We start from the raw sequence: 25,177 nt of genomic DNA, 5'->3' as shown, positions 1-25,177 counted from the left end.
ACGCTTACGAGGAATGAACTTCCCGTGGACGCAGGTGAAGTCGGCGTGGTCATACCGTGCCTTTCGACGCGGCAGACCGGTCGTTCCGGTCACCGGGCCGGCGCGCCGGACGCGCCAGGCGTACGTGGGCGCTCCCGAACGGCAAGGAACTCCTCACAGCCCGAATCCGGCCAATCCGTTATGCGTTGGGGAGAAGAGATGACTGATCCGCAGGGTGTGCTCCTCGTCCTGGGAAGCGGCTACCAGCAGTTCCGCGAGTACCTGATCGCCTCGGCCTCCCAGCGCAGCGAGATCTGGCTGTTCGACTCCGAGGAGCCGACCTGGCAGACCCCCCACCTCGCCGGATCCACCGTCCTGGACATCTTCGACCCGGAGACGGTCGCCCGCGCCGCACGTGAACTGGCCGCCCGCCGCCCCGTGCGCGGCGTGTACTGCTACCACGAGGCCAGCATCCTCGCCGCCGCCCGCGCCGCCGCCGAGCTCGGGGTGCCCGGCCCCACGCCGCGGGCCGTGGCCGCGGTGCGGGACAAGAGCGTGACCAGGGAGCTGCTCACCCAGGCCGGCATCCGCCAGCCCGTGGTGGCCCTGGTGACCTCTCCGGAGGAGATCGAGGACGTCGCCCGCCGGGTCGGCTACCCGCTGGTGCTCAAACCGCGCAGCATGGGCGCGAGCCAGGGCGTCGTGAAGGTCTCGGCCAGGGAGGACATCGCCCCGGCCCTGGAGATCACCCGGTCGGCCGGGCAGGCCGGGATGGTCAACCACGCCGAGGTGCTCGTCGAGGAGTTCCTCACCGGGCCGGAGATCAGCGTCGACGCGGCGGTGTTCGAGGGCGAGTACCTGCCGTACCTGATCGCCCGCAAGCAGCTGGGCAGCGAACCGTACTTCGAGGAGGTCGGCCACACCGTCCACGCCGACGACCCGCTCTTCGCGGACGAGGAGCTGTGGAAGATGCTCGCCGAGACCCACCGGGCCCTCGGCTGGACCCACGGCATGACCCACACCGAGGTCAAGCTCACTCCGGACGGGTACGTGGTCGTCGAGGTCAACGGACGCCTCGGCGGCGACCTCATCCCCTACCTCGGGCGGATCGCGACCGGCGTCGACTCCGGCCTGGTCCAGGCGGACGTGTCGTTCGGCAGCCGCCCGGACCTCACCCGGAGCCGGAACTCGGCGGCCGCGATCCGCTTCCTGTGCCCGCCCTCGAACTGCACGGTGACCAGGCTGGAGATGCCCGGCGCCGACCCCGGAGCCGGGCTGTACGAGTCGGTGGCCCTGGCCGGCCCCGGCACCCGGATGCTGATGCCGCCCGACGGGTACTTCGCCCGCTACGGATTCCTCATCGCCCGGGCCGACAGCCCGCAGGAGTGCCAGGCCGTGCTGGACCGCGCCGAGGCGGGCGTCGTCTTCGAGTACGAACTCTGAACCGGGCCCGCAGCGGCACCCGGAACGCAGGACCACGGGAGGACACCGTCAGCACCTCGGCCCCGGACCAACCGCAGGGTGATCGCGTCATGCGATCCGACTCCCCCCGGCGGACACCCGACTTCCGCGCGCTGCTCACCTCGTTCGTACTCAGCCAGCTCGCCACCAACATCAGCTACGTCGCCGTGCCGCTGGCGGCCGTCGAGGCCCTCGGCGCCGGCCCCGGCCAGGTCGGTGCGCTCGCGAGCCTGAGCAGCGTCGCCTTCCTGCTCATCGGCCTCCCGGCCGGCGCGTGGGTGGACCGGCTCGACCACCGGCGGATACTGATCGCGGCGGACCTGTGCCGGGCCCTGCTGTTCGCCACCCTGCCGCTGGCCTGGTGGCTGGACGTGCTCACCCTCGGCCACCTCTACGCGATCGTCCTGCTGAACGGCTGCGCCACCGTCTTCTTCGACGTGGGGTCGCAGAGCGTGCTGCCCTCGATCGTCGGCCGGGACGGCCTGATCCGGGCGAACACCGACATCAACACGCTGCTCGCGCTGGGCAACATGGCCGGCCGGAGCGCGGGTGGCGCACTCGTCGCGCTGCTCACCGCTCCCGTCACCCTCGTGGTCACCGCAGGAGCGTACCTGGCCTCGGGGTTGCGGCTGACCGGCATCCGCCGCACGGCGAGGGCGACGCCCCCCGGCCGCACCGGGGCCGTCCCGTTGCGGGCACAGATCGGCGAGGGGGTGCGTCACGTCTTCGGCAGCGGGCACCTCCGGGCACTCGCGCTCTCGGCGACCCTGGTGAACCTGGGTTCCGCCATGGTCACCGCCATGCTCCCCATCGTGTTCGTGCGTGAACTCGGCCTGTCGTCGGCGGCGTTCGGCCTCTTCGGGGCGGTCGGCGGGGTGGCCGTCCTCTGTGGTGCCCGCTCCGCCCGGCCCCTCGCCGGTCGTTTCGGCTACGGGCGCACCCTCGCCGTCGGCGGCCTGTACCTGGCACCCGCCGGGCTGCTGGTGCCACTGATCGACCGGGGTCCGTGGCTGCTCCTGGCCGGAGCGGGCTGGTTCACGTACATCTTCAAGATGGGCATGGACAACGTTCTCGGCGTCACCCTGCGCCAGCGGATGACCCCCGACGCACTGCTCGGCCGGATGATCGCCACGTTCAGGTTCCTGCTGACCGGAGCGCTCGCGGTCGGTGCCGGGCTCTCGGGCCTGCTGGGTGAACTGGCCGGTGTGCAGACCGCTCTCTGGGTGGGCGGCGCCCTCGTGTCGACGTCCTTCCTGCCCGTCCTCCTCTCACCCGTCCGGACTCTTCGCGAGCTGCCCGACCAGCAGCCGCACGGCGAGAAGGTCTAGGTATCCGACCGGCGAGCGGCGCCGCGACCCGGAGGCGCCCCGTGCCTCGCCCCCGACCACCCGACCACCCGACCACCCGACCACCCGACCATCCGTGGAGCACAGATGACCGACAACTCTTCCCCGCAGCTCCTCTTCGTCGGCGGAGCCGGGATCTTCGGGCTCACCGTCGACGTCGCCGAGCAGGCGGTCCAGCAGGCCCGCAAGCGCGGCATGACCGTGCACGTGACGAACCACGCGGCCACCCTCGCCACGACACCGACCATCACCGAACTCGTCGACGCCACGTCGGTCGTGGACTTCGAGGAGCGCGGCGTGACCGCGGCCTGGGCGCGCGAGCAGGTCGCGGCGGGCAACAGGTTCGACGTGGTGTTCGGTTTGCGGGAGCTGGCCCTGGAGACGGTCGCCGAGACCGCGGCCGCGGTGGGCGCGCCAGGGAACCCGCCGGAGGCGGTGCGGCGGATCCGCACGAAGGACGAGGCGCGGGCCGCTCTCGCCGCCGCGGGCTTCCTCCAGCCGAGGTTCCGGGTGTGCGAGGACGCCGGGGCGGCGCACGAGTTCCTCGCGCGGTCCACCGGACCCTGGGTGGTCAAGCCGCGCGACATGTGGGGCAGCGAGGGCGTGACCCGGATCGAGAGCCCGGAGGAGCTGACCGAGGCCCTGGACTTCCTGCCGGACTGGTGCGGCGGCACCTTCATCGTCGAGGAGTTCGTGGAGGGTCCCGAGTTCAGCGCGGAGGGCGTCTTCCTCGACGGCGTACCGCACCTCCTCGCCCTGACCTCCAAGGAACTGCTCCCGCCGCCGAACTTCTTCGAGATCGAGTACGTCATCCCCGCGATCCTCCCGGAGCACTCCGCGAAGGAGATCGAACGGGAGGTCGTCGCCGGCCTCACCGCGCTGGGGCTGACCCACGGGCAGTTCCACGTCGAACTGTGGCTGACCGAACGCGGCGTCGTCCTGGGCGAGGCCCACGTGCGCAACGGCGGCGGCTGGATCCACCGCCTGCTGGCCCACGCCATCCCGGACCTGGAGTGGTTCGGCCTGGTCTACGACGACGCGCTGGGCAACCCGATCGACAAGGCGGCCCTCCGCCCGACCCGAGGCGCGGCGATCCGCTTCCTCACCCCTCGGCCCGGCCGCCTGGTGGCGGTCGAGGGCTGGGAGGAGGTGCTGGCCCACCCGAGTGTGCTCCGCGCGGAACTCACCGTCGGCCCGGGCGACATCATCAACCCGCACCGTTCGGTCAGCAACCGGATCGGCCTGATCGCGGTCGGCGCGGACACTCCGGAGGAGGCCCAGGCGCTGGTGCGCAGCCTGGAGGCCTCCGTCCGCTTCACCGTGGATCCGGCAGCGGGCTGACCGAGGCCTCGGCCGCCCTGACGGCGGCCGCACCGTGCTCGTGCCGCGGTGGGGCCGCCGTCAGGCGTTCCCGGGGCCGGGACGGCACGCGCGGAGACGTTGGACGGCCCGCGAGCCGACCGGGACTCGGCCGGGCGGCGGGCGGGCCGTGGTATCCACCATGGCCCCACCCGCCCCTGTCGGTCAGGGGCGTGCGGGGGCGGCCGGACGCACGGCGACGCGCCGGGCGTGCACCAGCAGTCCCAGTCGCGCCGTCAGAGCGTCCCGGAGCCGTGCGCCACCGTCGGCCCGCCCGCCACCGCGGCCCCGCCCTCCGGGACCGGCGCCCCCGGAGCGGCCCCCGCCATGCCCACCGGGTTCACCACCCAGTCCGGATGGCCCGGCATCGGCGGCGTCCGCATCCCGTACAGCCAGTCCTCCAGGAAGCCCCGCAGGTCCTGCCCGGACACCTCGGAGGCCGTCCGCACGTAGTCGTCGGTGTCCGCGTTCCCGTGCCGGTGCCGGTCCAGGAAGACGCGCTCGATCCGGTCGAAGGCGGCCGCCCCGACCTTCTCCCGCAGGGCGAACAGCACCAGCGCGCCGCCCGTGTACCGCTGGCTGTCGAAGAGGTCGGCGGCGGTGGGGGAGGCGACCGGCCCCGAGTCGTGCCGCCACTGGTCGCCCAGCCCGTAGAGGTAGCGCATCCGGTCGGCCAGCGTGGTGTAGCCCCAGGCGTCCGGCCAGCCGCGCTCGTAGCGGTACGCCAGGCCGTAGAAGTCGGCGTGGCCCTCGTTGAGCCAGAGGTCGGACCACCGGGCCGGGGTGACGCTGTCGCCGAACCAGGAGTGGACCAGCTCGTGCATCATGTGCGAGCCGATCGCGGACTCGGGCCGGCGCAGGAAGCCGGGCTTGTAGAGGGTGAGGGTCTGGGTCTCCAGACCGGTGAAGGCGAACGCGTCAGGATCGTCGCTGTTGGCGGGCAGGAGGCCGTAGGTCTCGAACGGGAACGGCCCCAGGTGCGCCTCGGCCCAGGCGAGTTGGCCGGGGGTGAGGGCGAGCGCGGGCTCCAGTTCGGCGGCGCGGGCGACGGGTACGACGTCGCGCAGCGGCAGGCCGTGCGGTCCGGTGCGCTCGCGCACGGTGTAGTCGCCGACCGAGACCTGCACCAGCTCGGTGGCCATCGGCTCGCGGGAGACGTACCGGCGGGTGGTGCGGCCGTCGCCGGGGTGCTCGGTGGCCGCCAACTCCCCGTTGGCGACGCCCAGGAGGGCGTCCGGCGCGGTCACCGCGATGGTGAACCCGGCCTTGTCGCTCGGGTGGTCGTTGCACGGGAACACGGTGTGCGCGCTGTTCGGCTGCCCGGCCACCGCGAAGCCGTCCGGGGTCGGGACCCAGCCGGTGTGCGGCAGCCGGGCGCGCGGGTCGGCCGAGTACTCGACGGTCAGCCGGGTGACGACGCCGGGGTGGAACGCCCCGGCCGGGGTGACCGTCAGCTTCTCGTCGTGGGTCGTGAAGCCGGCCGGCCGGTTGTCGACCCGTACGGCGCGCACGGTCAGGCCGAGCGCGTCCAACTCCAGCCGGGCCAGCGGGCGGTCGGGCCGTACGGTGATCACCGCCGTGCCGTCCACCGTCCGGCTGTCGGCCCGGTAGTCGAAGGCCAGGTCGTACCGCAGCGCCCGGTACCCGGTGTTCCCGAGCGAGGGGAAGACCGGATCGCCCAGCCCGTCGGCGGCACCGGCCGTCGGCACGCTCGCCGACAGCAGCACCGCGCTGAGCGCGAGCGACGGGACGAGACCGGCACGGGGCTTGAACAAGGGGGATCACCGCACTTCACGAGCGGGAGCGGACGCGGGAGCCGTCCGGAGCGGGAAGACAGACCCTAGTGGACGGCCGGAACCGCGCGGGCGCGATCCGCGTGATCCACGCGATCCGACGACACGCCGTGGTCCCCCGGACGGCCCACGGTGATGGCGGTGCGCGCACGGGCCGTCTAACGTCGGGAGTGCTTCGCCCCCTGACGGACGGAGCCACGGCCGTCGGAGAACCTGGCCAGGTCCGGCGGCCGTACTTCGCTGCCCCGGCGCCGCACGGCGGACGCACCCCGTAGGCTGGCGGCCGAGCCGCCCGCGTACCGGATGCCAGGAGCCGCCGTGACCCGCCCAGCTTCACCCGTTCTGGTGATCGGCGAATGCGTCGCCGACATCGTCCGATCGGGTGAGGGCCCGGACCGGGTGCACCCCGGCGGCAGCCCCGCGAACGTCGCGTACGGTCTGGCCCGGCTGGGCCGCCCGGTCACGCTGCTCACCGAGCTCGGGCCGGACGCCAACGGCCGGCTGATCCGGAAGCACCTGGAGTCGGCGGGGGTGCTGGTCCGGGCCGCCGAGGTCGCGCGGACGCCCTCGGCGGTGGTGGAGCTGGACGGGCAGGGGCGGGCCCGGTACACCTTCGACATCCGCTGGACGCTCCCGCCGGCCGAACTCACCGAGCCGCCCGCGGCGGTCCACCTCGGCTCGATTGCCGCGGTCACCGATCCCGGCGCGGCCTCGGTCCTGGCCCTGGTGGAGCACCTGCACGGCCGGACGCCGATCAGCTACGACCCGAACGTGCGCCCCGCGCTGATGGGGGACCGGGCCGGGGCCGTCCGCCGGGTCGAGCGCTGCGTGGCGCTGAGCGACCTGGTCAAGGCCAGTGACGAGGACCTGGCCTGGCTCTACCCCGGTGAACGGCCCGAGGCGGTCGCCGAGCGCTGGCTGGCCCTCGGCCCCTCGGTGGTCGCGGTCACCCTCGGTGCCGAGGGCGCGTTCGCCCGTACCGCCGAGGGCGGACGCGTCGTGGTCCCGGCCGTCCCGGTGCGGGTCGCGGACACCGTCGGCGCCGGCGACTCCTTCATGGCCGCCTTCCTGCACGCCCGCGCGGGCGGCGCCGACCTGTCCGTCTGCCTCACCCGTGCCGTCACGGCGGCCGCCCTGACCGTCGCCCGCCCGGGCGCCAACCCGCCCTCGGCGGCCGAACTCGCGGCCGCCCTGGCGGAAGCGGACGGACGGGAGTCCTGAGCCGGCTGCTCCTCCTCCGGGGCACGGGCCTGAACTCCCTTCCGGTCAGGGCCGGTTGCTGAGCCGTCTCCTGTCGATCTCGCCCAGGGCGGTGAGCGGCAGCGCGTCGGCGAGGTGGAGCCGCTTCGGCACCCAGAGGGTGCCCTTGCGAGCGCGGACGTGGTCCATCAGCTCGGCGGGGGTGGCGTGCTGTCCTGGGCGCAGCACCACGGTGGCGGTGACGGCCTCGCCCCAGCGCGGGTCGGGTGTGCCGTAGACGGCGCAGGCGGCGACGGCCGGGTGGGTGGCGAGGGCGTCCTCGACCTCGCGCGGGTAGACGTCGAACCCGCCGGTGACGATGGTGTCCTTGATCCGGTCGATGATCGTGATCAGGCCGTCGTCGTCCCTGCGGGCGACGTCCGACAGCCCCGACCGGACGTGGGCGATCGCCAGCCACAGGGCGGTCGCACCGCCCGCGCAGGCGTTCTCCACGTTCACCACGGGCACGCCGGCGAAGCCGTGCGGGCGCAGGGCGACCTGGCCGGGGATCATGTGCTGGCCGTCGATCGCCTTCTGGCTGACCGCGGCGTGGAAGACGGCGCCGACGTCGGCCGGGGTGGGCCGGCGTCGTGCAGCGCCTCGTGGGCGGCGAGGCCGGCGAGGTCGCCGGCACTGTGGTCGAGGCGGCCGAAGCGGGTGCTGCCGACGCCGAGGACGAGTGCTTCGCGGTTCATGACACCACCCGGTTGCGCAGCACGCCCAGCCCGGAGACCTCGAGTTCGACGGTGTCGCCGGGTTCCAGGAAGCGGCCGTGCTCCAGTCCGCAGCCGGTCGCCACGGTGCCGGAGCCCAGGACCTCGCCCGCGTGCAGCCGGGTCGACCGGGAGGCGAAGGCGATCATGTCGGCGAAGCTGTGGTGCATGTCGGCGGAGGTGCCGCGGCTGACCTCCTCGCCGTTGATGCGGGCGGTCATGGTGAGCCGGTACGGGTCGCCGACCTCGTCGGCGGTGACGATCCACGGGCCGAGGACGTTCGAGCCGGTGAAGTCCTTGCTCTTGCTCAGGCCCAGCCCGGTGGCGATCTCCTCCAGCTGGGTGTCGCGGGCGCTGAAGTCGTTGAAGACCGTGTAGCCGAAGACGTGGGACGGGGCGTCGGCCACGGGGATGTCCGTGCCGCCGCGGCCGAGCACGCAGGCGAACTCCAGCTCGTAGTCCCGTACCGAGGAGTACGCGGGCCAGTGGATGTCGCTGTCGTGGCCGGTCACGGAGAGCCGGTTGGCCAGGTAGTACAGCGGCCGTTCGAGCATGACGGCGGGCAGCTCGACCCGGTCGGCCGGGATGCGGTGGATCCGGGCGCGGGCGTTGCGGAAGTGGTCCGGGAAGGCGCCGAAGTCCCGGATCTGTACGGGCCTGGGCAGCGGGGAAAGCCAGCGCACCTCGGACGCGGCGACGACGGCCTCGGACGGTGCCTGCGCGGCGAGCCGCTCCAGGGTCCGCCGCACGGGTTCGCCGCCGTCGATGACGGCCTGCATGGTGGCCAGCGCGGGGGAGTGCCCGCCGGTCGCCAGGCGGTGGGCGCGGTCGAGCAGCAGGAGGCGCTCGCCCTGGTCGAGGACGAGTGCGGTCTGCTCGGCTCCTTCGTGTTCCACGGTCGCGAGTTTCACGGTCGGTTCCTCTTCTCGGGAGGGGGCGGTCGGCGGGGCGGGTCAGACGAAGGCCACGACGCGGGCCGGGGCGGCGCTCGCGCGGGCGAGCTTGATCGGGAAGAACGCCACCCGGAATCCCGACGGGGGCAGTGCGGCGAGGTTCGTCAGCTGCTGGACGATGAAGACCTCCCGCTCGCGGCCGGCCCGGTGGCCGTCCCACAGCACGGCGTTGTCTCCGCCGTCGCGGAACTTGCGGGCCATCACGGGGAAGCTCAGGTCCCAGCCGGCGGCGTCGGTGCCGAGGACCTTGGCCCCGAGGCCGGCCAGGTGGAGCGTCGACTCCCGGCTCATCCCCGGGTAGCGGAAGAACTCCGGGTCGGACAGCCCGTACCGCTCCTGGCCGGTGCGCAGGAGGACCGCGCCGCCGGCCGGAACGGGGGCGCCGTTGGCGGCGAGGGCGGACTCCAGGGCCTCGACGGTGATCGGGGTGTCGGGCTCGCACCACTCGCGCAGGTCCAGCACCAGGGCCTCGCACCACAGCTCGTCCAGGGCGATGTCGGTGATGGTGCGGGCCGGCCTGCCTTCGCAGGTCGAGCCGTAGTGCAGCGGGGCGTCGACGTGGGTGCCGAGGTGGGAGTTGAAGTCGGTGAGCAGTTCCGCACCCCAGCCCTCGCCGTCCGGCAGGTCCTCCATGCCGCAGTGCATGGCGGCGGCGAACTGCTCCCGGCCCTCGCCGGCCGGGTGGGCGTAGGCGACGGAGGGCGCGATCACCGGGGCGAGCGGGCGCAGCTGTTCGGGGAGCAGCTCGCGGTCGGCGGGGTCCAGCGTCCTGGTCAGGTCGATCAGTTCCATGAGGATCCTCCTTGGTTATTGGACGCTCAGCATAGAACTGGACTGCTAGCATGGGCAAGGGATCCGCCGCCCGGCGCCGACCGGTCGGCGTGACAGGATCGGCCGCGTCAGGCAGCCGCGACATTGCGAAGGACACCGCGTGGGTGGGACCCGAAAGCAGGAGATCTCCGCCGAGACCCAGCGCCGGCTGGTGGCAGCCGCGTGGGAACTCGCCGCCGAGGGCGGGGCCGCCGCGGCCTCCGTCCAGGCCGTGGCGGAGCGTTCCGGCATCAGCCGGGGCTCCGTGGCCTGGCACTTCGGTTCGAAGGACGGGCTGCTGAAGGCGGTGGTCGAGGAGGCGTTCCGGTGGGGCGCGGACTTCATGCGCGAACGCCTCGCCGCGGCCGGGCCGGACGCCGGGATCGAGGCGCTGATCGAGGCGAACTTCGCGCTGATGTCCCGGCCCGAGGCGCACATCTTCTCGACGCTCCTGATCGAGGCGGTGAGCCGCGAGTCGGCCCTGCGCGCGACGTACGCCGAGGAGTACGCCAAGATCCGCGGCCTGTACGCCGGCCACCTGCGCGCGAGCGCTACGCGCGTCGCCGACCCGGAGGCCGTCGCGGCGGCGCTGCTCGGCGGCACCCTGGGCATCAACATCCAGCACCGTCTGGATCCGGACCTGGACCGCCGGCGGGCCGTGACGGCGATGACGGGCATCTACGCCGACGCGCTGTCCGGCACCGGGCCGGACACCCCGTCAGGCAGCTGACCCGCCCCCGCCTCCACGGCGGCGCCCGGCCGACCCGCTCCGGCCACGGCCGCGCGGGTGCCGCGGCGATGCCGGAATCCACCGACGACCCGACCGAGGAAGACCCATGCCGCAGCGCCAGAGTTCCCCCGCCGTCCGCCCCATCGCCGACGCCGACGTCCCCGTCGCGGTCGACACCCTCGCCCGGGCCTTCACCGGCGACCCCTACATCCGCCATGTGATCGCCGCCGACGGCCACCAGGAGCGGATCCGGCGATTCCAGGAGCTCTGCCTGACCCGCGTCGGGATGGTGTACGGGCGGGTGTGGGTCGCCGACGGGGGCCGTGCGGTCGCCGCCTGGAGCACCCCCGACCTGGACCCCTCGCCCGCCTTCGCCGAGATCGGCCCGCTGCTCGGCGACCTCGCCGGGGACCGGGCCGAGGCCTACGAGGTCGCGGAGCGGGCCGTCGAGCCGTACCGGCCGCAGGAGTCGGCCTGGTTCCTCGACACGGTCGCCGTCGACCCCGAAGTCCAGGGGCGGGGCCTCGGCCGTGCGGTGCTGGCCCCCGGGATCGAGGCGGCCGCACTCGCCGGGTACCCGGCTTTCCTGGAGACCTCCACGGAACGGAACGTCGCGTTCTACCGGCGTCTCGGCTTCGAGGTCACCGTCGAGGTCCCGCTCCCCGGCGGCGGCCCCCGCACCTGGTGCATGCGCCGGGACCCCCGGACGGGCGCCTGACCGTACGGCCGGGCTGCCCGAAGAGGCGGAAGCGCCCGCAGGGGCTGTCGCCCGAAGGCGGTGACGGGGAGGCCCGGCCGCTCGCGGGCCCAGGCAAAGGATCGGCAAGGCCCCGGTGTGTCACTGCCCCGCGCGGGTGACGTGGGGATTGGTGGTGGTGCACGGCGGGGGAGCAGTGCACTTATGAACAGACCATCAGGTTGTCGTATTGGTGGGGGTCTGAGGGGGAGTCAGCGACGTTCGAGCGGCCGGCGGGCAGGCCTGCTGGCCGCCGTCTGCCTCTCCGCCGTCCTCGCCGGCTGCGCCGGTCCGGCCGTTCCCGTGACGCAGAAGGCGGCCCCCGCCGCCGACGCGAACGCGGCGCCCGCCGTCGAGGCCGCCGTGGCCCCCGGGGCGGCGGTCGCGGCCGGCGACCACGCCGGTGCCCTGCCCGCCGCTCCGCCGCTGCCCGGCGTGGCCCGCAAGGAGGAGGAGAACAGCAGCGAGGCCATGGTCCGTCAGGAGGCGGCCGTCCGCGCGGCGCTGGAGACCGCCCAGCGCTGGGGCCTGGAACGGCCCCCGCTGAAGGCCCCGCCGCGCCCGGCGGCCAGGGCCGCGCTCACCCCGGTCCAGGGCGTCAAGCTCGCCGACGGCCGCCCGCCGGTCGTCTACCGGGTACCGACCGACGACAAGGTGGTCTTCCTGACCGTCGACGACGGCGCCGAGAAGGACCCCGCGTTCTCCCGGATGGCCGAGGAGCTGGGAATCCCGCTCAGCACCTACGTCTCCGACTACCTCGCCCGTGAGAACTACGACTACTTCCGCGACCTGCACGCCCAGGGCGTGGAGATCAACAACCACACGATCAACCACCGCAACCTGAAGGTCCTGGACTACGAGACCCAGCGCCGGGAGATCTGCACCCAGCAGGACCAGCTGGAGCAGCAGATCGGCGTCCGCCCCCGGCTGTTCCGGCCGCCGTACGGCGAGTACAACGACGACACGCTGCGCGCGGCGGCCTCCTGCGGGGTCCAGGCGGTGCCGCTGTGGAACGAGGAGGCCTTCCCCGACCACATGGAGTGGCGCTACGACGACCGGAAGCTGCACCCGGGCGACATCATCCTGACCCACTTCCGGGGCACCGACATCTGGAAGGCCTCCATGCCGGACCTGCTGCGCAAGGTCGTCAACGACGTCACCGAACAGGGCTTCGCCCTGGCCCGGCTGGACGACTACCTGTAGCGCGCCCCGCGGCGACCGCCGGGGGGGCTCAGCCGAGCGAGAGGGCGTCGAGGTACACCCAGGCGCCCTCGTGCCGCACGAAGCGGCTGTTCTCGGTGAGGACGCCGGCCTCGCCGCCCTCGGTCCAGTGCGCCCGGAAGGCGACCGTGCCCTGGGCGTGGAACGCGCCGCCCTCGGTGGTGACACCCACCTCCAGTCCGGTCCAGCGCAGGGCCGGGTCGAAGTCGACCTCGGCGGGCCGGGTGTCCGGGTGCCAGGTGCGCAGCAGGTACGCCTCGTCCTGCGCGGCGAAGGCGCTGAACCGGGAGCGCATCAGGGACTCGGCGGTGGTGGCCGCCGTCTGGCCCCGGTGCAGCCGGCCGCAGCAGTCGCCGTAGGCGGCGGGCAGGCCGCACGGGCAGGGGGAGGAGGGCAGCAGCCGGGGCGCGGCGGCGCGGGGGGCGGGACGACGTGGGGACATGCCGTCCATTGTCCCCCACCCGTCGCGCGGCCCTCGGCCCGGCCGGCGCTGGGGCGGCGGGACCGGCTCCGGACGTCCGGCCGGACCGGGTGCCCCGCCGTGGTCCGGGCTCAGGAACGGGCGTCGCCGAACCAGGTGCCCAGGGCTCGCCGCAGCCCGTCCGGATCCGTCCGGCCGGGCTCGACGGCCCAGGCGACGTAGCCGTCCGGGCGGAGCAGGAGCGCGCCGGCCGGAGGCTGCGGGCAGTCGGCCGGCACCAGGTCCACCCGGTCCTTCCAGCCGGCCGCCAGGTCCGCGAGCGGGAGGCGCCCGCCGCTGAGGTCGATGAGCAACGGGCGTGCGGTGCGGGCGAGTTCGGCGATCCGGACCGGCCCGTCCGGGGTGGTGGCCGTGAGCTCGGGCACGAAGCGCCCGGCGAGCGGGTGGGGGCAGCCGACGTCGTAGCGCACGTCGCTGCCCGCCATCAGCGCGGCGATCCGGGCGAGGTTGTCCGGGTGCGCCAGCAGCTCGCCGAACAGGGCGCGCACCGCGGTGGTGTCGGGGCCGGGGGCCATCAGGGCCATCTGGGCCTGGGAGTGCGTGAACACCCGCTCGCCGACCGGGTGGCGTTCGCGGTGGTAGCTGTCCAGCAGGCCGGGCGGGGCCCAGCCGTGGAGTTCGGCGGCGAGCTTCCAGCCGAGGTTGGCGGCGTCCTGGAGGCCGAGGTTGAGGCCGGGGCCGCCGGTCGCGGCGTGGACGTGGGCGGCGTCGCCGACCAGCAGCACGCGGCCCCGCCGGTAGCTGTCGGCGAGCCGGGTGTTGTGGCCGACCTGGCGGCGCGGGGTGAACGGTCCCGGCGTGCGGGCCTGGGTGAGCGCCAGGTCGGCGCCGGTCACCCGGTGGATGCTGGCGCGCAGCTCGGCCAGGGTCAGCGGCACGGTCTCGTCCACCGGCGCTCCGCCCCACTCCAGTGTGGCGACCATGGTGGCGTCCGGGCTGAAGGGGGCGAGGGCGATGACGCCGTGCTCGGTCCGAGTGTGGGTGAACGGGCGGAACGGGACCGGGCAGCCGGGCAGCAGGAAGTCGCCGTCGGCGGTCCTGCGCACGTCCTCGGGGAGCAGCACGTGGGCGATCCGCGAGACCGGATCGGTCGAGGTCACCCCGGGGAAGCCGATCCCGGCGAGCTTGCGGACGGTGCTGCGGCCGCCGTCCGCGCCGACCAGGTAGCGGGTGCGCAGCTGCCCGGCGCCCGTCGGGCCCCGGAGCCCGATCGTCACGCCGGCCTCGTCCTGGGTGAAGCCGGTGACCTCGTGGCCGTGGCGTACGGTGACGCCGAGGTCGCGGGCGCGTTCCTCCAGCACCTCCTCGATCCGGTGCTGCCGCACGGGCAGGGTGTGCAGCGGGTTCTCGTCGAGCAGGCGCAGGTCCAGCGGGAAGGCACCGAACACGAAGCGGGGCGTGGGCCGGGGTGCGCCCGGGGCGCCGCGGAGCGGCTCGTACAGGCCGCGGTGGTCGAGCAGCCGGTTCACCTGGCCGACCAGCCCGTTGGCCTTCTGGACCGGTAGGCGTCCGGGCAGCCGCTCCAGCACCACCGGCCGGATTCCGGCGAGCGCCAGTTCGCAGGCCAGCAGCAGCCCGTTCGGGCCCGCGCCGGCGATGACGACGTCGTGGATCATCTCGAACTCCCCCGCTGGGACCATGGGTTCAGTGCGACGAAGGGTCCGGTAGCCCGGCTGCCAGCTGGCGCAGCGCCTCCGCGAGCAGCGACTGATAGGGCGCCGGCGGGTCGGCGGTGAGGTACTGGTCGTTGGCGGCCCTGACCGCGGCCAGCGAGGCCGCGGCGACCAGCTTCGGGTAGAGGTGCAGGGCCGGGTCGGTGCCGGTCCGGGCGGCCACCGCGGCCGCGAGTTCGGCCTCGGCGCCCGCCCCGCCGCGTGTCAGCTCGGCCTGGAGCGCCGGCTCGCGCAGCAGCAACCGTACGGCGGCGGTCCACTGCCGGTCCGGCTGTCCGGTCAGGTCGCCGAACGGGGCGAGCAGGGCCAGGGTGAGCGCCTCCCAGAGCGGTTCCCCGGCGGGCCGGTCCCGCAGTGCCTCGGCCGACTGATGGATGCGGTCGCGCTGCCGGTGGACGATCGCCTCGGCCTTGCTGGAGAAGTAGTTGTTGTACGTGCGGGGGGAGACTCCGGCGGCGGCCGCGATGTCCTCCACCCGCACGTTCTCCAGCCCCCGCTCCGCCGCCAGGCGCAGTGCCGCCCAGCTGAGTGCCTCCCGCGTCGCGGCCTTCTTCCGTTCCCGCAGCCCGGGCTGACCCTTCGTCATGGGCTCCACTGTCCCGGAAAAGGTGCGTGCCACGCAATAGTGCGCGGCACGCAAGTTTTTCCCGGCGCGACGGGCTGTGGCGAGCCGCCCGTCACCTGCGGTTCGTCGCTGATAGTAGTTGCCTGGTCGCGGAGCGATCCCCGCCGGGAGCCCGTCCCCGCAGGCTTCCCGGCAGGACGACTCGACAGGACTTGAGGAGCGGTCATGGGTGGCAGACAGCGTCCGCCGAGAGCGCGGGCCCCTCGCCAGGGCAGGCCCGCCGCCGGCGGTGCCCGGGTGAACTCCCGCGCGGCGTTCGCCCGCATCGAGGGGTTCCTGGCCTGGGAGGCGGAGGTCGCGGCGGCCGAGCGGGATGCCCGCGCGTTCGCCGCGCAGTTCCCTTGGCTGCCCGCGGCGGAGCGGGAGATCCTCGAACAGGCCTACGCCGCCGACCGGTTGCGCTACGCCGAGGAGGTCGTGGACCGGGCGGTCGAGCGCTGCCGGCGGCTGGCCGCCAGGTACCGCGTCGAGTGCCGCCGGATCTGCGCCCGCTGGGCGGCGCTCTGCCTCTCCGTCGCCCTGGTCGCGGCGCTGTTCGCCGTCGTCCCGGCCGTCCTGGGCGGCTGAGCGCCGCCCCGCACGACGAGGGCCCGCTGTGCCGGTTCCGGCGCAGCGGGCCCCTTCGGTGCCGGAGCGGTTGGTCAGTGGTGGCCGTGGCCGCTGCTGATCTCCTCGTGCTCCTCGGCGGTGGGCTTGGAGATCTGGCTGTACTCGCCGTAGAAGCCGCGGGAGAGCTTCACCCGCGCGCGGGTCCACAGCCCGGCCTTGCGGGCCACCCCGTTCTCGTCGACCTCGGGCGGCAGTTCCGAGGGCTGCGGCTGGTCGTGCGAGGTGAGGGTGTAGAGGCGGCCCTGCGGCAGCGGGGCGTGCACCTCGACGAACTCGCCGTGCTGGAGCCGGTTGATGACGCCGGTCTCCCGGCCGTGCAGGACCTTCTCCTTGTCCCGCCGCTGGAGGCCGAGGCACCACCGCTTGGCGATCACGAAGACGACCACCGGCACGGTGAAGAAGCCGGCCCGGACCGCGTAGGTGATCGCGTTGATCGAGAGGTGGAAGTGGGTGGCCAGCAGGTCGTTGCCGCCACCGGCCAGCAGGAGCAGGTAGAGGCTGATCCAGGCCGCGCCGAAGGCGGTGCGGACCGGGGCGTTGCGCGGCCGGTCGGCGATGTGGTGCTCGCCGCGGTCCCCGGTGATCCAGGCCTCCAGGAACGGGTAGCACCAGATGGCCAGCAGCACGGTCGGGAAGACCATCAGCGGGACGAACACCCCGAGGTTGAGGGTGTGCCCGCCCCAGACGCTGATCTCCCAGCCGGGCATCACGCGGATCAGGCCCTCGGAGAAGCCCATGTACCAGTCCGGCTGGGCGTTGGTGGTCACCTGGTCCGGACGGTACGGGCCGTACATCCAGATCGGGTTGACCGTGGCGATCGCGGCCATCACCGCGACCACGCCGAAGACCAGGAAGAAGAAGCCGCCCGCCTTGGCCGTGTAGACCGGCAGCAGGGGCATGCCGACCACGTTCCTGTTGGTCCGCCCGGGCCCGGCGAACTGGGTGTGCTTGTGGTAGAAGACCAGGATCAGGTGCGCCGCGAGCAGGCCCACCATGATCCCGGGGATCAGCAGGACGTGGACGGTGAACAGCCGGGGGATGATGTCGGTGCCGGGGAACTCGCCGCCGTAGAGGAAGAACTGCAGGTACGTCCCGACGATCGGGACGGCGAGGACGGCGCCCTCCATGAAGCGGATGCCGGTGCCGGAGAGCAGGTCGTCCGGCAGCGAGTAGCCCATGAAGCCGTCGAACATGCCGAGGATCAGCAGCAGCGCCCCGAAGACCCAGTTGATCTCGCGCGGCTTGCGGAACGCGCCGGTGAAGAAGACCCGCATCATGTGGGTCAGCATCGAGGCGACGAAGACGATCGCGGCCCAGTGGTGGATCTGGCGCATCAGCAGGCCGCCGCGCACATCGAAGCTGATCTTCACCGTCGAGGAGAAGGCCTCGGACATCGGGATGCCCTTGAGCGGGACGTACGACCCGTCGTAGACGACCTCGCCCATGCTCGGCACGAAGAACAGGGTGAGCCAGACGCCGGTCAGGATGATGATGACGAAGGTGTAGAGCGCGATCTCGCCCAGCATGAAGGACCAGTGGTCGGGAAAGATCTTGCGCAGATTGGCCTTGGCCAGGGAGTAGATGCCGAGCCGGCCGTCCGTCCAGTCGGCCAGGGCCTCGGCCTTGTTGGCGGGCTCGGCGCGCGTGCTGGTCTCCGGTCCCGGCTGCGACTGCTGGTCGGTTCTCACGACGGGCTCCCCGGCGTCCTCGGCATGCCGTGCTGGAGGCCCGCCGGCGGGAACGCGGGCCGGCGAAGTGTTGTGATCATGGGACCTCTCGATACGGGGCCGCCGGCCGGACCGGCGCGCGGACCGGGTGTTCCGCTGGACCCGTTGCTCAGGGTGATGGATCGCTTACTCTGTCATGCTGTCGGCAGGGGGCCGACTGTGCACGTCCATCGGCCCGTCAGGCCGCTCGTGTCGGGCCGGACGAGGGCCCTGACGCCCGATCGGCTGGCCGCCGGTCGGCCCAACGGGCGCCGATGCTGCGGTCGAGTGCCGCTGAACCGTTTCGGCGCGCGCCGCGTCCGGGGGTCGTACGGTCCGGGGCCTACGCTGCGCCAATGGTGGATCACCGTGAACTCTTCGAGGACGTCACCGAGGCCCTCGCCCGCGCCGGGTTCGACACCGGTCCAGGCTCCTCACCACTGTGGATCGACCGCCACCCCGAGGGCGTGGTGGTCGGCTGGACGCCGGGCGCGGAGCCCGGGGGGCCGCCCTCCCGGGAGGCGCTCGCGGCGCTGAGCGGCGCGGCCGCGGTCGTGCTGCGCGAGCGCGGGTACCTGGTCTCGGGGACCGAGGAGGGCGATCTGCTGGTGCGCTCCGCCGAACCGGTGACGGTTCCCGACGCGCCCGAGCCGGAGCCGGTGCCGGAGCAGTGGTGGGGGTGACGCGGGACGTCTGACGGCTTCGTCGGCTGTGCCGTGCCGTGCCGTGCCGTGTCGGGGCTGTGCCGTGCGGGGCCGGTCACGGTTCGCGTGGCGTGTGGTCGGCGCCTCGGGCGGTGCGGACCGGTGGCGCCGGGCCGGGGCCGGGCCCGCCGGGCCGACGGTTCGATCCGTGGGCCGGCGACGGCCACCGCTTTCGCGCGGTGCTTCGCGGGCGTACGGTGGCCACACGGTGGCACGCCGCCGGGTGGGCCGCCTGGTCAGTGTCGGCACGCCCTGCCGGAGGCCGTTGTGGCAGACCGGATGGCCTTCTTCACCACCCCGCGCGCGGAGCGGGCGCGGCGTGATGCGCGGGAGCGGCTCGGGGACTGGCGCGAGGTGTACCGGCCGGGTTCGCTGCTGCCGATGGTGGGCCGGCAGGCGGGTCGGTGCATGGACTGCGGACTGCCCTTCTGCCACAGCGCCTGTCCGCTGGGGAACCTGGTGCCGGAGTGGAACCAGCTGGTGGCCGAGTCGGGGACGGGCGAGCCGTCGGGCGCGGGGGCGGGACCGGGCAGGGGACCGGACGCGGAGACGGGGGCGGATTGGCGGGCGGCCGCGGCGCGGCTGCTGGCGACCAACAACTTCCCCGAATTCACCGGGCGGCTCTGCCCGGCGCCCTGCGAGAGCGCCTGCGTGCTGGCGATCGACGGCGCGCCGGTGACGATCAAGAACGTGGAGCTGGCGATCGCCGACCGGGCCTGGGCGGAGGGCTGGGACGGGCCGCGGCCACCCGAGCGGCCCGAGCGGGCCGGTGGGCGAAGGGTCGCGGTGATCGGCTCGGGCCCGGCCGGGCTGGCCGCCGCCCAGCAGCTCACCAGGGCCGGGCACGCCACCACGGTGTACGAGCGGGCCGACCGCGCGGGCGGCCTGCTGCGGTACGGCATCCCGCCGTTCCGGCTGGAGAAGCACCGGCTGGAGCGCCGGCTGGACCAGCTGCGGGCCGAGGGCACCGCCTTCCGCACCGGGGTGTGGGTCGGCCGGGACGTCCCGGGCGAGGAACTGCGGGCCGGGTACGACGCGGTGGTGGTCGCGGTCGGCGCGACCGCGGGCCGGGAGCTGCCGGTGCCGGGGCGTGAACTGCCCGGCGTGCACCAGGCGATGGAGTACCTGACCTGGGCGAACCGGGTGGACGAGGGCGACCGCCCGGCCTCGCCGGTGTCCGCAGAGGGGCGGCACGTGGTGATCGTCGGCGGTGGGGACACGGCGGCGGACTGCCTGGGCACGGCGCTGCGCCAGCACGCCGCCTCGGTCACCCAGCTGGACATCAACCCCCGCCCGGCGGAGGACCGGCCGCCAGGGCAGCCCTGGCCGGTCCACCCCAAGGTGTACCGGGAGACCACCTCGCACGAGGAGTCCGGGGCCGCGGAGGCCGGGCCCAGGCTGTTCGCCGCGGCCACCGTGGGCTTCGAGCCGGGCCCGGACGGCCGGCTGGCCGCCGTCCGCTTCGCCGAGGCCGAACCCGGCGACCGCAGCCCCCGGGCGGGCACCGCGCGGAGCCTGCCGGCGCAACTGGCGCTGCTCGCGCTGGGGTTCACCGGGCCGGAGCCGGACCGGCGGCTGTTCGGCCAACTCGGCCTGGCCATCGGGCCGGAGGGCACCCTGGCGAGGGACGACGGGTTCGCCACGGCGGCGGAGGGCGTGTTCGTCGCGGGGGACGCCGGGCGCGGGCAGTCGCTGATCGTCTGGGCGATCGCGGAGGGCCGGGCGGTGGCGGCGGCGGTGGACCGGTACCTGCGGGGGTGGACGGAGCTGCCGGCGCCGATCCCGGCCTCGGCGCGGGCGCTCACGGTGTGAGTCCGGGAGCTGCCCGCGCCGGGCCGGGCCGGGGTGGGTCACGGTGGGTCGGTGGGCTGTGGTCCGGCGGGGCGGTGGGCCGGGACAGGCTCGTCGGGTCTGTCGGGTCTGTCGGGCCCGGGGTCAGAACAGCGGCAGACGGCGGGCGAACACGTCGTCGACGTGGTTGGTGTCCCCGGGGACGAGGGTGCCGTCGTACGAGGTGAACACCACCGTGGTGCCGAGGGCGTCGGCGAACGGGAAGTACGAGGAGCCGGCGGTCTGCGAACCGTCGCCCGCCACGCTGACCCGTTCGGTGCTGCCGGTCCACAGGTCGTGCCGGAAGACGTCCTCGGTCTCGTTGGTGTCGCCGGGGACGAGGTTCGCCGCCGAGGACTGGAAGAAGACCCAGCGGTTGTCCGCCGTGATCCGGCCGCCGGTCGAGCCGAGGGTGGTCTTCGTCCCGGGCAGGCCGGCGCTGACCAGCGTCTCGGTGCCCTGCTTCAGGTCACGGACGTAGAGCTCGAAGTGGCGGTCCCACTGGCTGTCGCCGTGCATCACCCAGGACGAGAAGACCGCGTAGCGGCCGTCCGGGCTGATCGAGGGGGTGACCACGCCCCGGTAGCCGTCCTCGCCGTCCGGGCTGGCCAGGCTCGTCCGCTCGGTGCGCAGGTCCCGGACGTACAGCGGGTAGGTGTGCGGCTTGAGGATCTCCGCGCGGGCCGCGGGCCGGAAGGAGTCGGCGACGAACTCCTGGTCGGATTCGACGGACAGCTCGGCGAGCGCCTTCGCGGAGAGAGCGCCCGGCTGACCCGGGTCGAGCATGTTGGTCGCCTTGGAGATGAAGACGACCGTGCTGCCGTCGGCGCTGATCTCCGGAGCGGAGGAGGAGCCGTTCGCCTCCTTGCCGCCCGCGCCGATGCTGACCAGGCGGGTGTCGCCGGTCCAGCGGTCGGTGACGTAGATGTTGCCGCCGAACCAGGTGACCGTGTCGGGGGCGAGGTCGGTGCGGTTGGACTGGTAGGCGACGTAGCGGCCGTCCCAGCTGATGGAGGGGACGCCGGCCAGCTTGCCCGTCTGCGGCACCCCCGTCCTGCCGACGCTGACCAGGCGGGTGTCGCCGGTCCAGCGGTCGTGGACGTAGACGTCCTCGGAGCCGATGTTGGCACCGGGCGCGAGGTTGGTGGCGACGGAACTGAACGTCACGTAGCGGCCGTTGCCGCTGATGCTCGCCTCGTAGGCGTCACCGTCGGCCTGGACTCCGCCGGGGCCGGTGTCGACCCGTTCGGTGCGGCCGGTCCACAGGTCGCGGACGAAGGCGTCGGACTTGCCGTTGGTGTCGCCGGGCACCAGGTCGGCGGCCTCGGAGGTGAAGACGGCGAAGCGGCCGTCGAAGCTCAGGCCGCCGCTGCGTGATTCGCCGGTGGCCTGCGCCTGCCCGGGGCCGACGGAGACGCGTTCGACGCGGGCGCCCGGCCAGGCGGTCGGGGCCGCGTCGGTCGGGGCCGCTTGGGCGGGGGCGGCGACGGCGACGGCCAGTGCGGCGGCCGCGAGGGTGCAGGCCGCGCGCAGCGGTCGGCGGATTCGGGTCATTGGTTCCTCCCCTGGGATCGGCCGTGCCGCGTCGGCGGTGGACGCCGAACTCCCCGGCGGCAGGCTCGGGGCGAGCCAACCGTCGGGCGGGGCGGGCGGTCAACGGTTGCGCGCCGGGAGCGGCGCATTCGGGTCGGGGGAGCGTGGACGCGATCGGGTCGAGTACGTACGGCCTTTGCTACGATCCGCCGACGTGGGGGTCGGGAGATGTGCGTACGAGGGTCGGAAGGCGAAGGCGCGGGCGCGGGCGAAGGCGTGAGCGTGGGTGCAAGGCGGCTGTTCCCGCTGTTGGGCGGGAACGAGGAGACGCGGGTGCTGACCATGCCGCCCAAGCGTGGGGCCGAGGACGTCCGGCGGCTGGGGGAGCTGATCGGCCGGCATGCGACGGCGGTCGTCCTGGACTGAGCGGCGGTCCGGTTGGTGGGTCACAGGGTGGGTTCCGTGGTGGGTCCGCTGGGCTCGGTGGTGGTGGCGGCGCTGGTCGTGGTGGTGTCCTCGGGGGCGGCGCGTTCGGACCGGTAGGCCCGCTGGTCGTAGCGCCAGAGCGCGGGAACCGCGGCGGACAGCGCGGCCGAGCTGCCGAGGCAGAGCAGGCCGCCGGTGCGCAGTGCGGTCCTGATGCCCTGGCGGGCGGCCAGGCCACCGGCCCGCAGGTCGCCCAGAGCCGGCCCGGCGGATCCGATCAGCATCTCCAACCCGGCTGCGCGGCCCCGGAGTTCGTCCGGGATCGACTGGTTCCAGATGGCGCTGCGGAAGGTGTCGCCGATCCAGTGGGCGCCGCCCGCGACGGTCAGGCAGAGCAGGACAGCCCACACTCCGGGGGCGAACGCGGCCGCCGCCGTCGCCGCGCCGACCAGGGCCGCGGAGAGCAGGACCAGCCGGCCGTGCCGGTGCACCCGGTCCGTCCACCCGCCCGTCGCGGCGGCGATCAGGCTGCCGGCCGCGCTGGCGGAGTAGAGCAGGCCGAGCGCCCAGCCGACGTCCAGGTCCGCGGCCAGGAACGGGAACAGCGCGGTGGGCAGGGCGAAGGCGGTGGCCGCGAGATCGGCCAGGTAGGTGCCGATCAGGTCGGGTCGCCGGGCCGCGTACCGGGCGCCGTCGAGGAACTCGGTGAGTCGCGGCGCCTCGGCGTCCCGCTCCGAGGGGACCGGCCGGACCCGGGCGAGCAGGGCGATCGAGAGCAGGAAGGTGGCGAGGTCGACCAGATAGGCCGCCGGGACGCCGGCGGTGGCGATCAGCAGTCCGGCCGCGGCCGGGGCGGCCACGCCGCCGATGCTCCAGCGCAGCGAGAGCAGGGCGCCCGCGGCCACCAGCTGGTCCTGGGGCACCAGTCGGGGGACCATCGCCTCGACCGAGGGCTGCTGGATGCCCTGGATCGCCGCCGCCACCCCGGCGGCGGCGTAGAGCGGCCACACGGCGGGGGTGCCGAGCAGCGCGTTGACCAGCAGCAGGGCGCTGAGCGCGGCCAGCGCGACCTCGGTCGCCAGGGCGACGGTGCGGCGGTCGGCGCGGTCGGCCAGGACGCCGCCGTAGAGGCCGAACAGGATGGCGGGCACCAGTTCGACGGCGCCGACCGCGCCGACGGCCAGCGGTGAGCCGGTGAGACCGGCGATCTGGAGCGGGATCGCGGTCATGGTGAAGATCGAGCCGAGCAGGGTGACGGTGCCGGAGGTCCAGGTCAGCCGGAAGTCCCGGGAGGAGCGCCAGGGTGTGGTGTTCGGCAGCAGTCGGGTCAGGAGGCGTCCTGAGGTCGTGCCCGTTCCCGAGGTCGTGCCTGTTCCCGAGGTCGTGCCCGTTCCGGGCGTCGCGGCCGGTTCGGAGGTCGGGTTCGGTTGAGAGGTCCGATTCGGTTCGGAGGTCGGGTTCGGCCCGGTGGTCATGAGGGGTGAGGTCCCTTCGCTGCCGTCTGCGGGGTCGCGACGGCTCTCCTTATCGCTGATAAGTTACGGCTCGGGAACTTATCGGCGATAAGGTGAATCTGGCAAGCGGATATCTCAGGAGGCCGACCGGATGGCGCTGACACGCGACGAGGTGGTGCGCACGGCACTGCGCCTGCTCGACGAGGAGGGCATCGACGGGGTCACCACCCGCCGGCTCGCCCGCGAACTCGGCGTGCAGTCACCGGCGTTGTACTGGCACTTCAGGAACAAGCGGGAACTGCTCGACCTGATGGCCGAGGCGATGCTCGCCGAGGCACTCCCGCCCGACCGTGAGCCGGACCCGGAGCGCTGGCCCGAGTGGATCGCCGCCGACGCCCGTGCCAAGCGGAACGCCCTGCTCGCCTACCGCGACGGCGCCAGGGTGCACGCGGGCACCCTGCCCACCGAGGACGAACTCCCCGCGGTCGAGGCCCAGTTGAGCGCACTCTGTCGGGCCGGGCTGCGCCCCCGTACGGCGCTGCGGCTGCTGCTGACCGTCGACCGGTACATCATGGGCTGGGTCACCGAGGAGCAGGCCTGGCGGCAGGACGCCGCGGACCGGGACCAGCCGCCGTTCCCGGACGAGGCCCTGAGTGAACTGCCGCTGTTGCGCGAGGCGGTCGACGTGCTGCGGATGACCGACCACGACACCGACTTCGAGTACGGGCTGCGGGTGCTGATCGAGGGGTTCCGGGGCGAGATCGCGCGGGAGGCGGCGGGGGGTTGAGCGGTGCGGGGTGCGGGGTGCGGGATACGGGGCCTGGTGGTGGCCGGGCCGGCGTGAGGCCTCGGCGGGCCGCTACGCGCCGGCGAGTCGGAGGGCCTCGCGGAGCCGTCCGTCGGAGCTCGTGAGCAGGCGGGCGGCGGTGGGCGCGTCCACGTCCGCGAGCAGGGCCAGGATCGCGTCCTTGGCCCGGCCTTCGGTCGCGGTCAGGGCGCGGTCGACCGCTGCCGGATCGGCGCCGGTCGCCTCGGCGACGATCCGTCGGGCGCGGTGGCGCAGCTTGTCGTTGGTGGCGCGGAGGTCGACCATCAGATTCCCGTATGTGCGGCCGAGCCGGACCATCACGGCCGTGGACAGCAGGTTGAGCATCAGTTTCTGCGCCGTACCGGCCTTGAGCCGGGTCGATCCGGCCAGCACCTCGGGGCCGACCTCCACCTCGATGCCCAGCTCGGCGGTGGCCGCCAGCGCCGAACCCCGGTTGCACGCCAGTCCGACGGTCAGCGCCCCCGTGGCCCGCGCGGCGCGGACGGCGGCCAGCGGATAGGGCGTACGGCCGGAGGCGGAGACGCCCACCAGGGTGTCGTCGGGGGTGAGCGCGAGCGCGGCCACATCGGCCTCGGCGAGGTCGGTGCGGTCCTCCGCGCCCTCGGCGGCGGCCGTGACGGCCGAGCGCCCGCCCGCGATCAGACCGACGACCAGCGTCGGATCGGTACCGAAGGTCGGCGGGCACTCGACGGCGTCCAGCACGCCGAGCCGACCGGCCGTCCCCGCGCCGGCGTAGACCAGCCGGCCGCCCCGCGCCATCCGGGCGGCCACGGCGTCCACCACGGCGGCGATCCGCTCCAGTTCCCCGGCGACGGCGACGGGCACGCTGTGGTCCTCGGCGTTCATCAGGCGGAGCAGTCCGAGCGTGGGCAGCTGGTCGATCGCGGCCCAGTCGGGGCGGATGGTCTCGGTCGCGGGTACGGAGTCATGACTCATGCGGCGAGCCTCCCCGGGTGCGCGGCGGCCG

The 25,177-nt window shown here is 74.0% G+C and carries 23 protein-coding genes; 12 read left to right on the top strand and 11 right to left on the bottom strand.

The genetic code is table 11. The annotated features are described in order from the left end of the window. Window positions 1-198: 198 nt before the first annotated feature. The 3 genes from ACIQOW_RS19755 (at window position 199) to ACIQOW_RS19745 (ending at window position 4,127) form a co-directional block, all read left to right on the top strand. Complete coding sequence (locus tag ACIQOW_RS19755) at window positions 199-1,422, top strand: ATP-grasp domain-containing protein (protein ID WP_401086635.1); 1,224 nt, start codon at window positions 199-201, stop codon at window positions 1,420-1,422. Window positions 1,423-1,511: 89 nt separating this feature from the next. Next, window positions 1,512-2,768 carry an MFS transporter gene (locus ACIQOW_RS19750; protein ID WP_401086632.1) on the top strand — a complete coding sequence of 419 codons (1,257 nt, stop codon included), beginning with the start codon at window positions 1,512-1,514 and terminating at the stop codon, window positions 2,766-2,768. 105 nt (window positions 2,769-2,873) lie between these two features. Beyond that, on the top strand, window positions 2,874-4,127 hold the full coding sequence (locus ACIQOW_RS19745; RefSeq protein WP_401086629.1) for an ATP-grasp domain-containing protein: 1,254 nt from the start codon (window positions 2,874-2,876) through the stop codon (window positions 4,125-4,127). Between the two features lie 254 nt (window positions 4,128-4,381). Here the strand turns inward: ACIQOW_RS19745 and ACIQOW_RS19740 are convergent, their stop codons facing one another. Then, window positions 4,382-5,920 (bottom strand): M1 family metallopeptidase, encoded by a 1,539-nt coding sequence (locus ACIQOW_RS19740; RefSeq protein WP_401086626.1) that lies wholly within the window; start codon window positions 5,918-5,920, stop codon window positions 4,382-4,384. Between the two features lie 336 nt (window positions 5,921-6,256). Here ACIQOW_RS19740 and ACIQOW_RS19735 point away from each other — a divergent pair, with 336 nt between their 5' ends. Continuing rightward, on the top strand, window positions 6,257-7,159 hold the full coding sequence (locus ACIQOW_RS19735; RefSeq protein ID WP_401086623.1) for a carbohydrate kinase: 903 nt from the start codon (window positions 6,257-6,259) through the stop codon (window positions 7,157-7,159). Window positions 7,160-7,204: 45 nt separating this feature from the next. On the opposite strand, the gene ACIQOW_RS19730 is transcribed toward ACIQOW_RS19735, so the two are convergent. From ACIQOW_RS19730 to ACIQOW_RS19720, 3 genes are all read right to left on the bottom strand, one after another. Beyond that, complete coding sequence (locus ACIQOW_RS19730; RefSeq protein ID WP_401086620.1) at window positions 7,205-7,690, bottom strand: hypothetical protein; 486 nt, start codon at window positions 7,688-7,690, stop codon at window positions 7,205-7,207. Window positions 7,691-7,868: 178 nt separating this feature from the next. Beyond that, window positions 7,869-8,786 (bottom strand): fumarylacetoacetate hydrolase family protein, encoded by a 918-nt coding sequence (locus tag ACIQOW_RS19725; RefSeq protein WP_401086617.1) that lies wholly within the window; start codon window positions 8,784-8,786, stop codon window positions 7,869-7,871. 57 nt (window positions 8,787-8,843) lie between these two features. Then, window positions 8,844-9,635: a cyclase family protein gene (locus ACIQOW_RS19720; protein ID WP_401086614.1), complete on the bottom strand. Its 792-nt coding sequence runs from the start codon at window positions 9,633-9,635 to the stop codon at window positions 8,844-8,846. Between the two features lie 139 nt (window positions 9,636-9,774). Between ACIQOW_RS19720 and ACIQOW_RS19715 the strand changes: the two genes are divergently transcribed. The 3 genes from ACIQOW_RS19715 to ACIQOW_RS19705 all read left to right on the top strand — a co-directional run bounded on the left by ACIQOW_RS19715 (window position 9,775) and on the right by ACIQOW_RS19705 (window position 12,322). Further along, complete coding sequence (locus ACIQOW_RS19715) at window positions 9,775-10,383, top strand: TetR/AcrR family transcriptional regulator (RefSeq protein WP_401086611.1); 609 nt, start codon at window positions 9,775-9,777, stop codon at window positions 10,381-10,383. A 106-nt stretch (window positions 10,384-10,489) separates the two neighbouring features. Then, complete coding sequence (locus ACIQOW_RS19710; protein WP_401086608.1) at window positions 10,490-11,101, top strand: GNAT family N-acetyltransferase; 612 nt, start codon at window positions 10,490-10,492, stop codon at window positions 11,099-11,101. A gap of 321 nt (window positions 11,102-11,422) precedes the next feature. After that, the gene (locus ACIQOW_RS19705; RefSeq protein WP_401086605.1) at window positions 11,423-12,322 is read left to right on the top strand and encodes a polysaccharide deacetylase family protein; all 900 of its coding nucleotides are present in this window, start codon (window positions 11,423-11,425) and stop codon (window positions 12,320-12,322) included. Between the two features lie 28 nt (window positions 12,323-12,350). Here ACIQOW_RS19705 and ACIQOW_RS19700 read toward each other — a convergent pair whose 3' ends face one another. From ACIQOW_RS19700 to ACIQOW_RS19690, 3 genes are all read right to left on the bottom strand, one after another. Further along, on the bottom strand, window positions 12,351-12,782 hold the full coding sequence (locus tag ACIQOW_RS19700; RefSeq protein ID WP_401086602.1) for a YchJ family protein: 432 nt from the start codon (window positions 12,780-12,782) through the stop codon (window positions 12,351-12,353). A gap of 110 nt (window positions 12,783-12,892) precedes the next feature. Continuing rightward, window positions 12,893-14,437 carry an FAD-dependent monooxygenase gene (locus ACIQOW_RS19695; protein ID WP_401086599.1) on the bottom strand — a complete coding sequence of 515 codons (1,545 nt, stop codon included), beginning with the start codon at window positions 14,435-14,437 and terminating at the stop codon, window positions 12,893-12,895. A gap of 28 nt (window positions 14,438-14,465) precedes the next feature. Then, window positions 14,466-15,080, bottom strand: coding sequence for a TetR family transcriptional regulator (locus ACIQOW_RS19690; protein ID WP_401086596.1), 615 nt, complete (start codon window positions 15,078-15,080; stop codon window positions 14,466-14,468). A gap of 204 nt (window positions 15,081-15,284) precedes the next feature. On the opposite strand from ACIQOW_RS19690, the gene ACIQOW_RS19685 reads away from it, so the two are divergent. Beyond that, window positions 15,285-15,686: a hypothetical protein gene (locus tag ACIQOW_RS19685; RefSeq protein WP_401086593.1), complete on the top strand. Its 402-nt coding sequence runs from the start codon at window positions 15,285-15,287 to the stop codon at window positions 15,684-15,686. Window positions 15,687-15,760: 74 nt separating this feature from the next. Here the strand turns inward: ACIQOW_RS19685 and ACIQOW_RS19680 are convergent, their stop codons facing one another. Continuing rightward, window positions 15,761-17,341, bottom strand: coding sequence for a cytochrome bc complex cytochrome b subunit (locus ACIQOW_RS19680; RefSeq protein WP_401086779.1), 1,581 nt, complete (start codon window positions 17,339-17,341; stop codon window positions 15,761-15,763). 449 nt (window positions 17,342-17,790) lie between these two features. Here ACIQOW_RS19680 and ACIQOW_RS19675 point away from each other — a divergent pair, with 449 nt between their 5' ends. Next, window positions 17,791-18,117, top strand: a complete 327-nt coding sequence (locus tag ACIQOW_RS19675; RefSeq protein ID WP_188301040.1) for a hypothetical protein — start codon at window positions 17,791-17,793, stop codon at window positions 18,115-18,117. A gap of 288 nt (window positions 18,118-18,405) precedes the next feature. Continuing rightward, window positions 18,406-19,950 carry a glutamate synthase subunit beta gene (locus ACIQOW_RS19670; RefSeq protein WP_401086589.1) on the top strand — a complete coding sequence of 515 codons (1,545 nt, stop codon included), beginning with the start codon at window positions 18,406-18,408 and terminating at the stop codon, window positions 19,948-19,950. Between the two features lie 123 nt (window positions 19,951-20,073). Here the strand turns inward: ACIQOW_RS19670 and ACIQOW_RS19665 are convergent, their stop codons facing one another. Further along, window positions 20,074-21,522, bottom strand: a complete 1,449-nt coding sequence (locus tag ACIQOW_RS19665; RefSeq protein ID WP_401086587.1) for a TolB family protein — start codon at window positions 21,520-21,522, stop codon at window positions 20,074-20,076. A 261-nt stretch (window positions 21,523-21,783) separates the two neighbouring features. On the opposite strand from ACIQOW_RS19665, the gene ACIQOW_RS19660 reads away from it, so the two are divergent. Then, window positions 21,784-21,927, top strand: coding sequence for a hypothetical protein (locus tag ACIQOW_RS19660; RefSeq protein ID WP_401086584.1), 144 nt, complete (start codon window positions 21,784-21,786; stop codon window positions 21,925-21,927). A 20-nt stretch (window positions 21,928-21,947) separates the two neighbouring features. Here the strand turns inward: ACIQOW_RS19660 and ACIQOW_RS19655 are convergent, their stop codons facing one another. Continuing rightward, the gene (locus tag ACIQOW_RS19655; RefSeq protein ID WP_401086581.1) at window positions 21,948-23,402 is read right to left on the bottom strand and encodes an MFS transporter; all 1,455 of its coding nucleotides are present in this window, start codon (window positions 23,400-23,402) and stop codon (window positions 21,948-21,950) included. Between the two features lie 130 nt (window positions 23,403-23,532). On the opposite strand from ACIQOW_RS19655, the gene ACIQOW_RS19650 reads away from it, so the two are divergent. Further along, window positions 23,533-24,168 carry a TetR/AcrR family transcriptional regulator C-terminal domain-containing protein gene (locus ACIQOW_RS19650; protein ID WP_401086577.1) on the top strand — a complete coding sequence of 212 codons (636 nt, stop codon included), beginning with the start codon at window positions 23,533-23,535 and terminating at the stop codon, window positions 24,166-24,168. Between the two features lie 72 nt (window positions 24,169-24,240). On the opposite strand, the gene murQ is transcribed toward ACIQOW_RS19650, so the two are convergent. Further along, window positions 24,241-25,146, bottom strand: coding sequence for an N-acetylmuramic acid 6-phosphate etherase (murQ, locus tag ACIQOW_RS19645; RefSeq protein WP_401086574.1), 906 nt, complete (start codon window positions 25,144-25,146; stop codon window positions 24,241-24,243). Between the last annotated feature and the right edge of the window lie 31 nt (window positions 25,147-25,177).

The organism is Kitasatospora sp. NPDC091335 (genome assembly GCF_044757205.1).
Lineage (GTDB): Bacteria > Actinomycetota > Actinomycetes > Streptomycetales > Streptomycetaceae > Kitasatospora.
The sequence above is the reverse complement of the archived record's forward strand: the minus strand, read 5'-3'. Positions and strand labels throughout refer to the sequence as shown.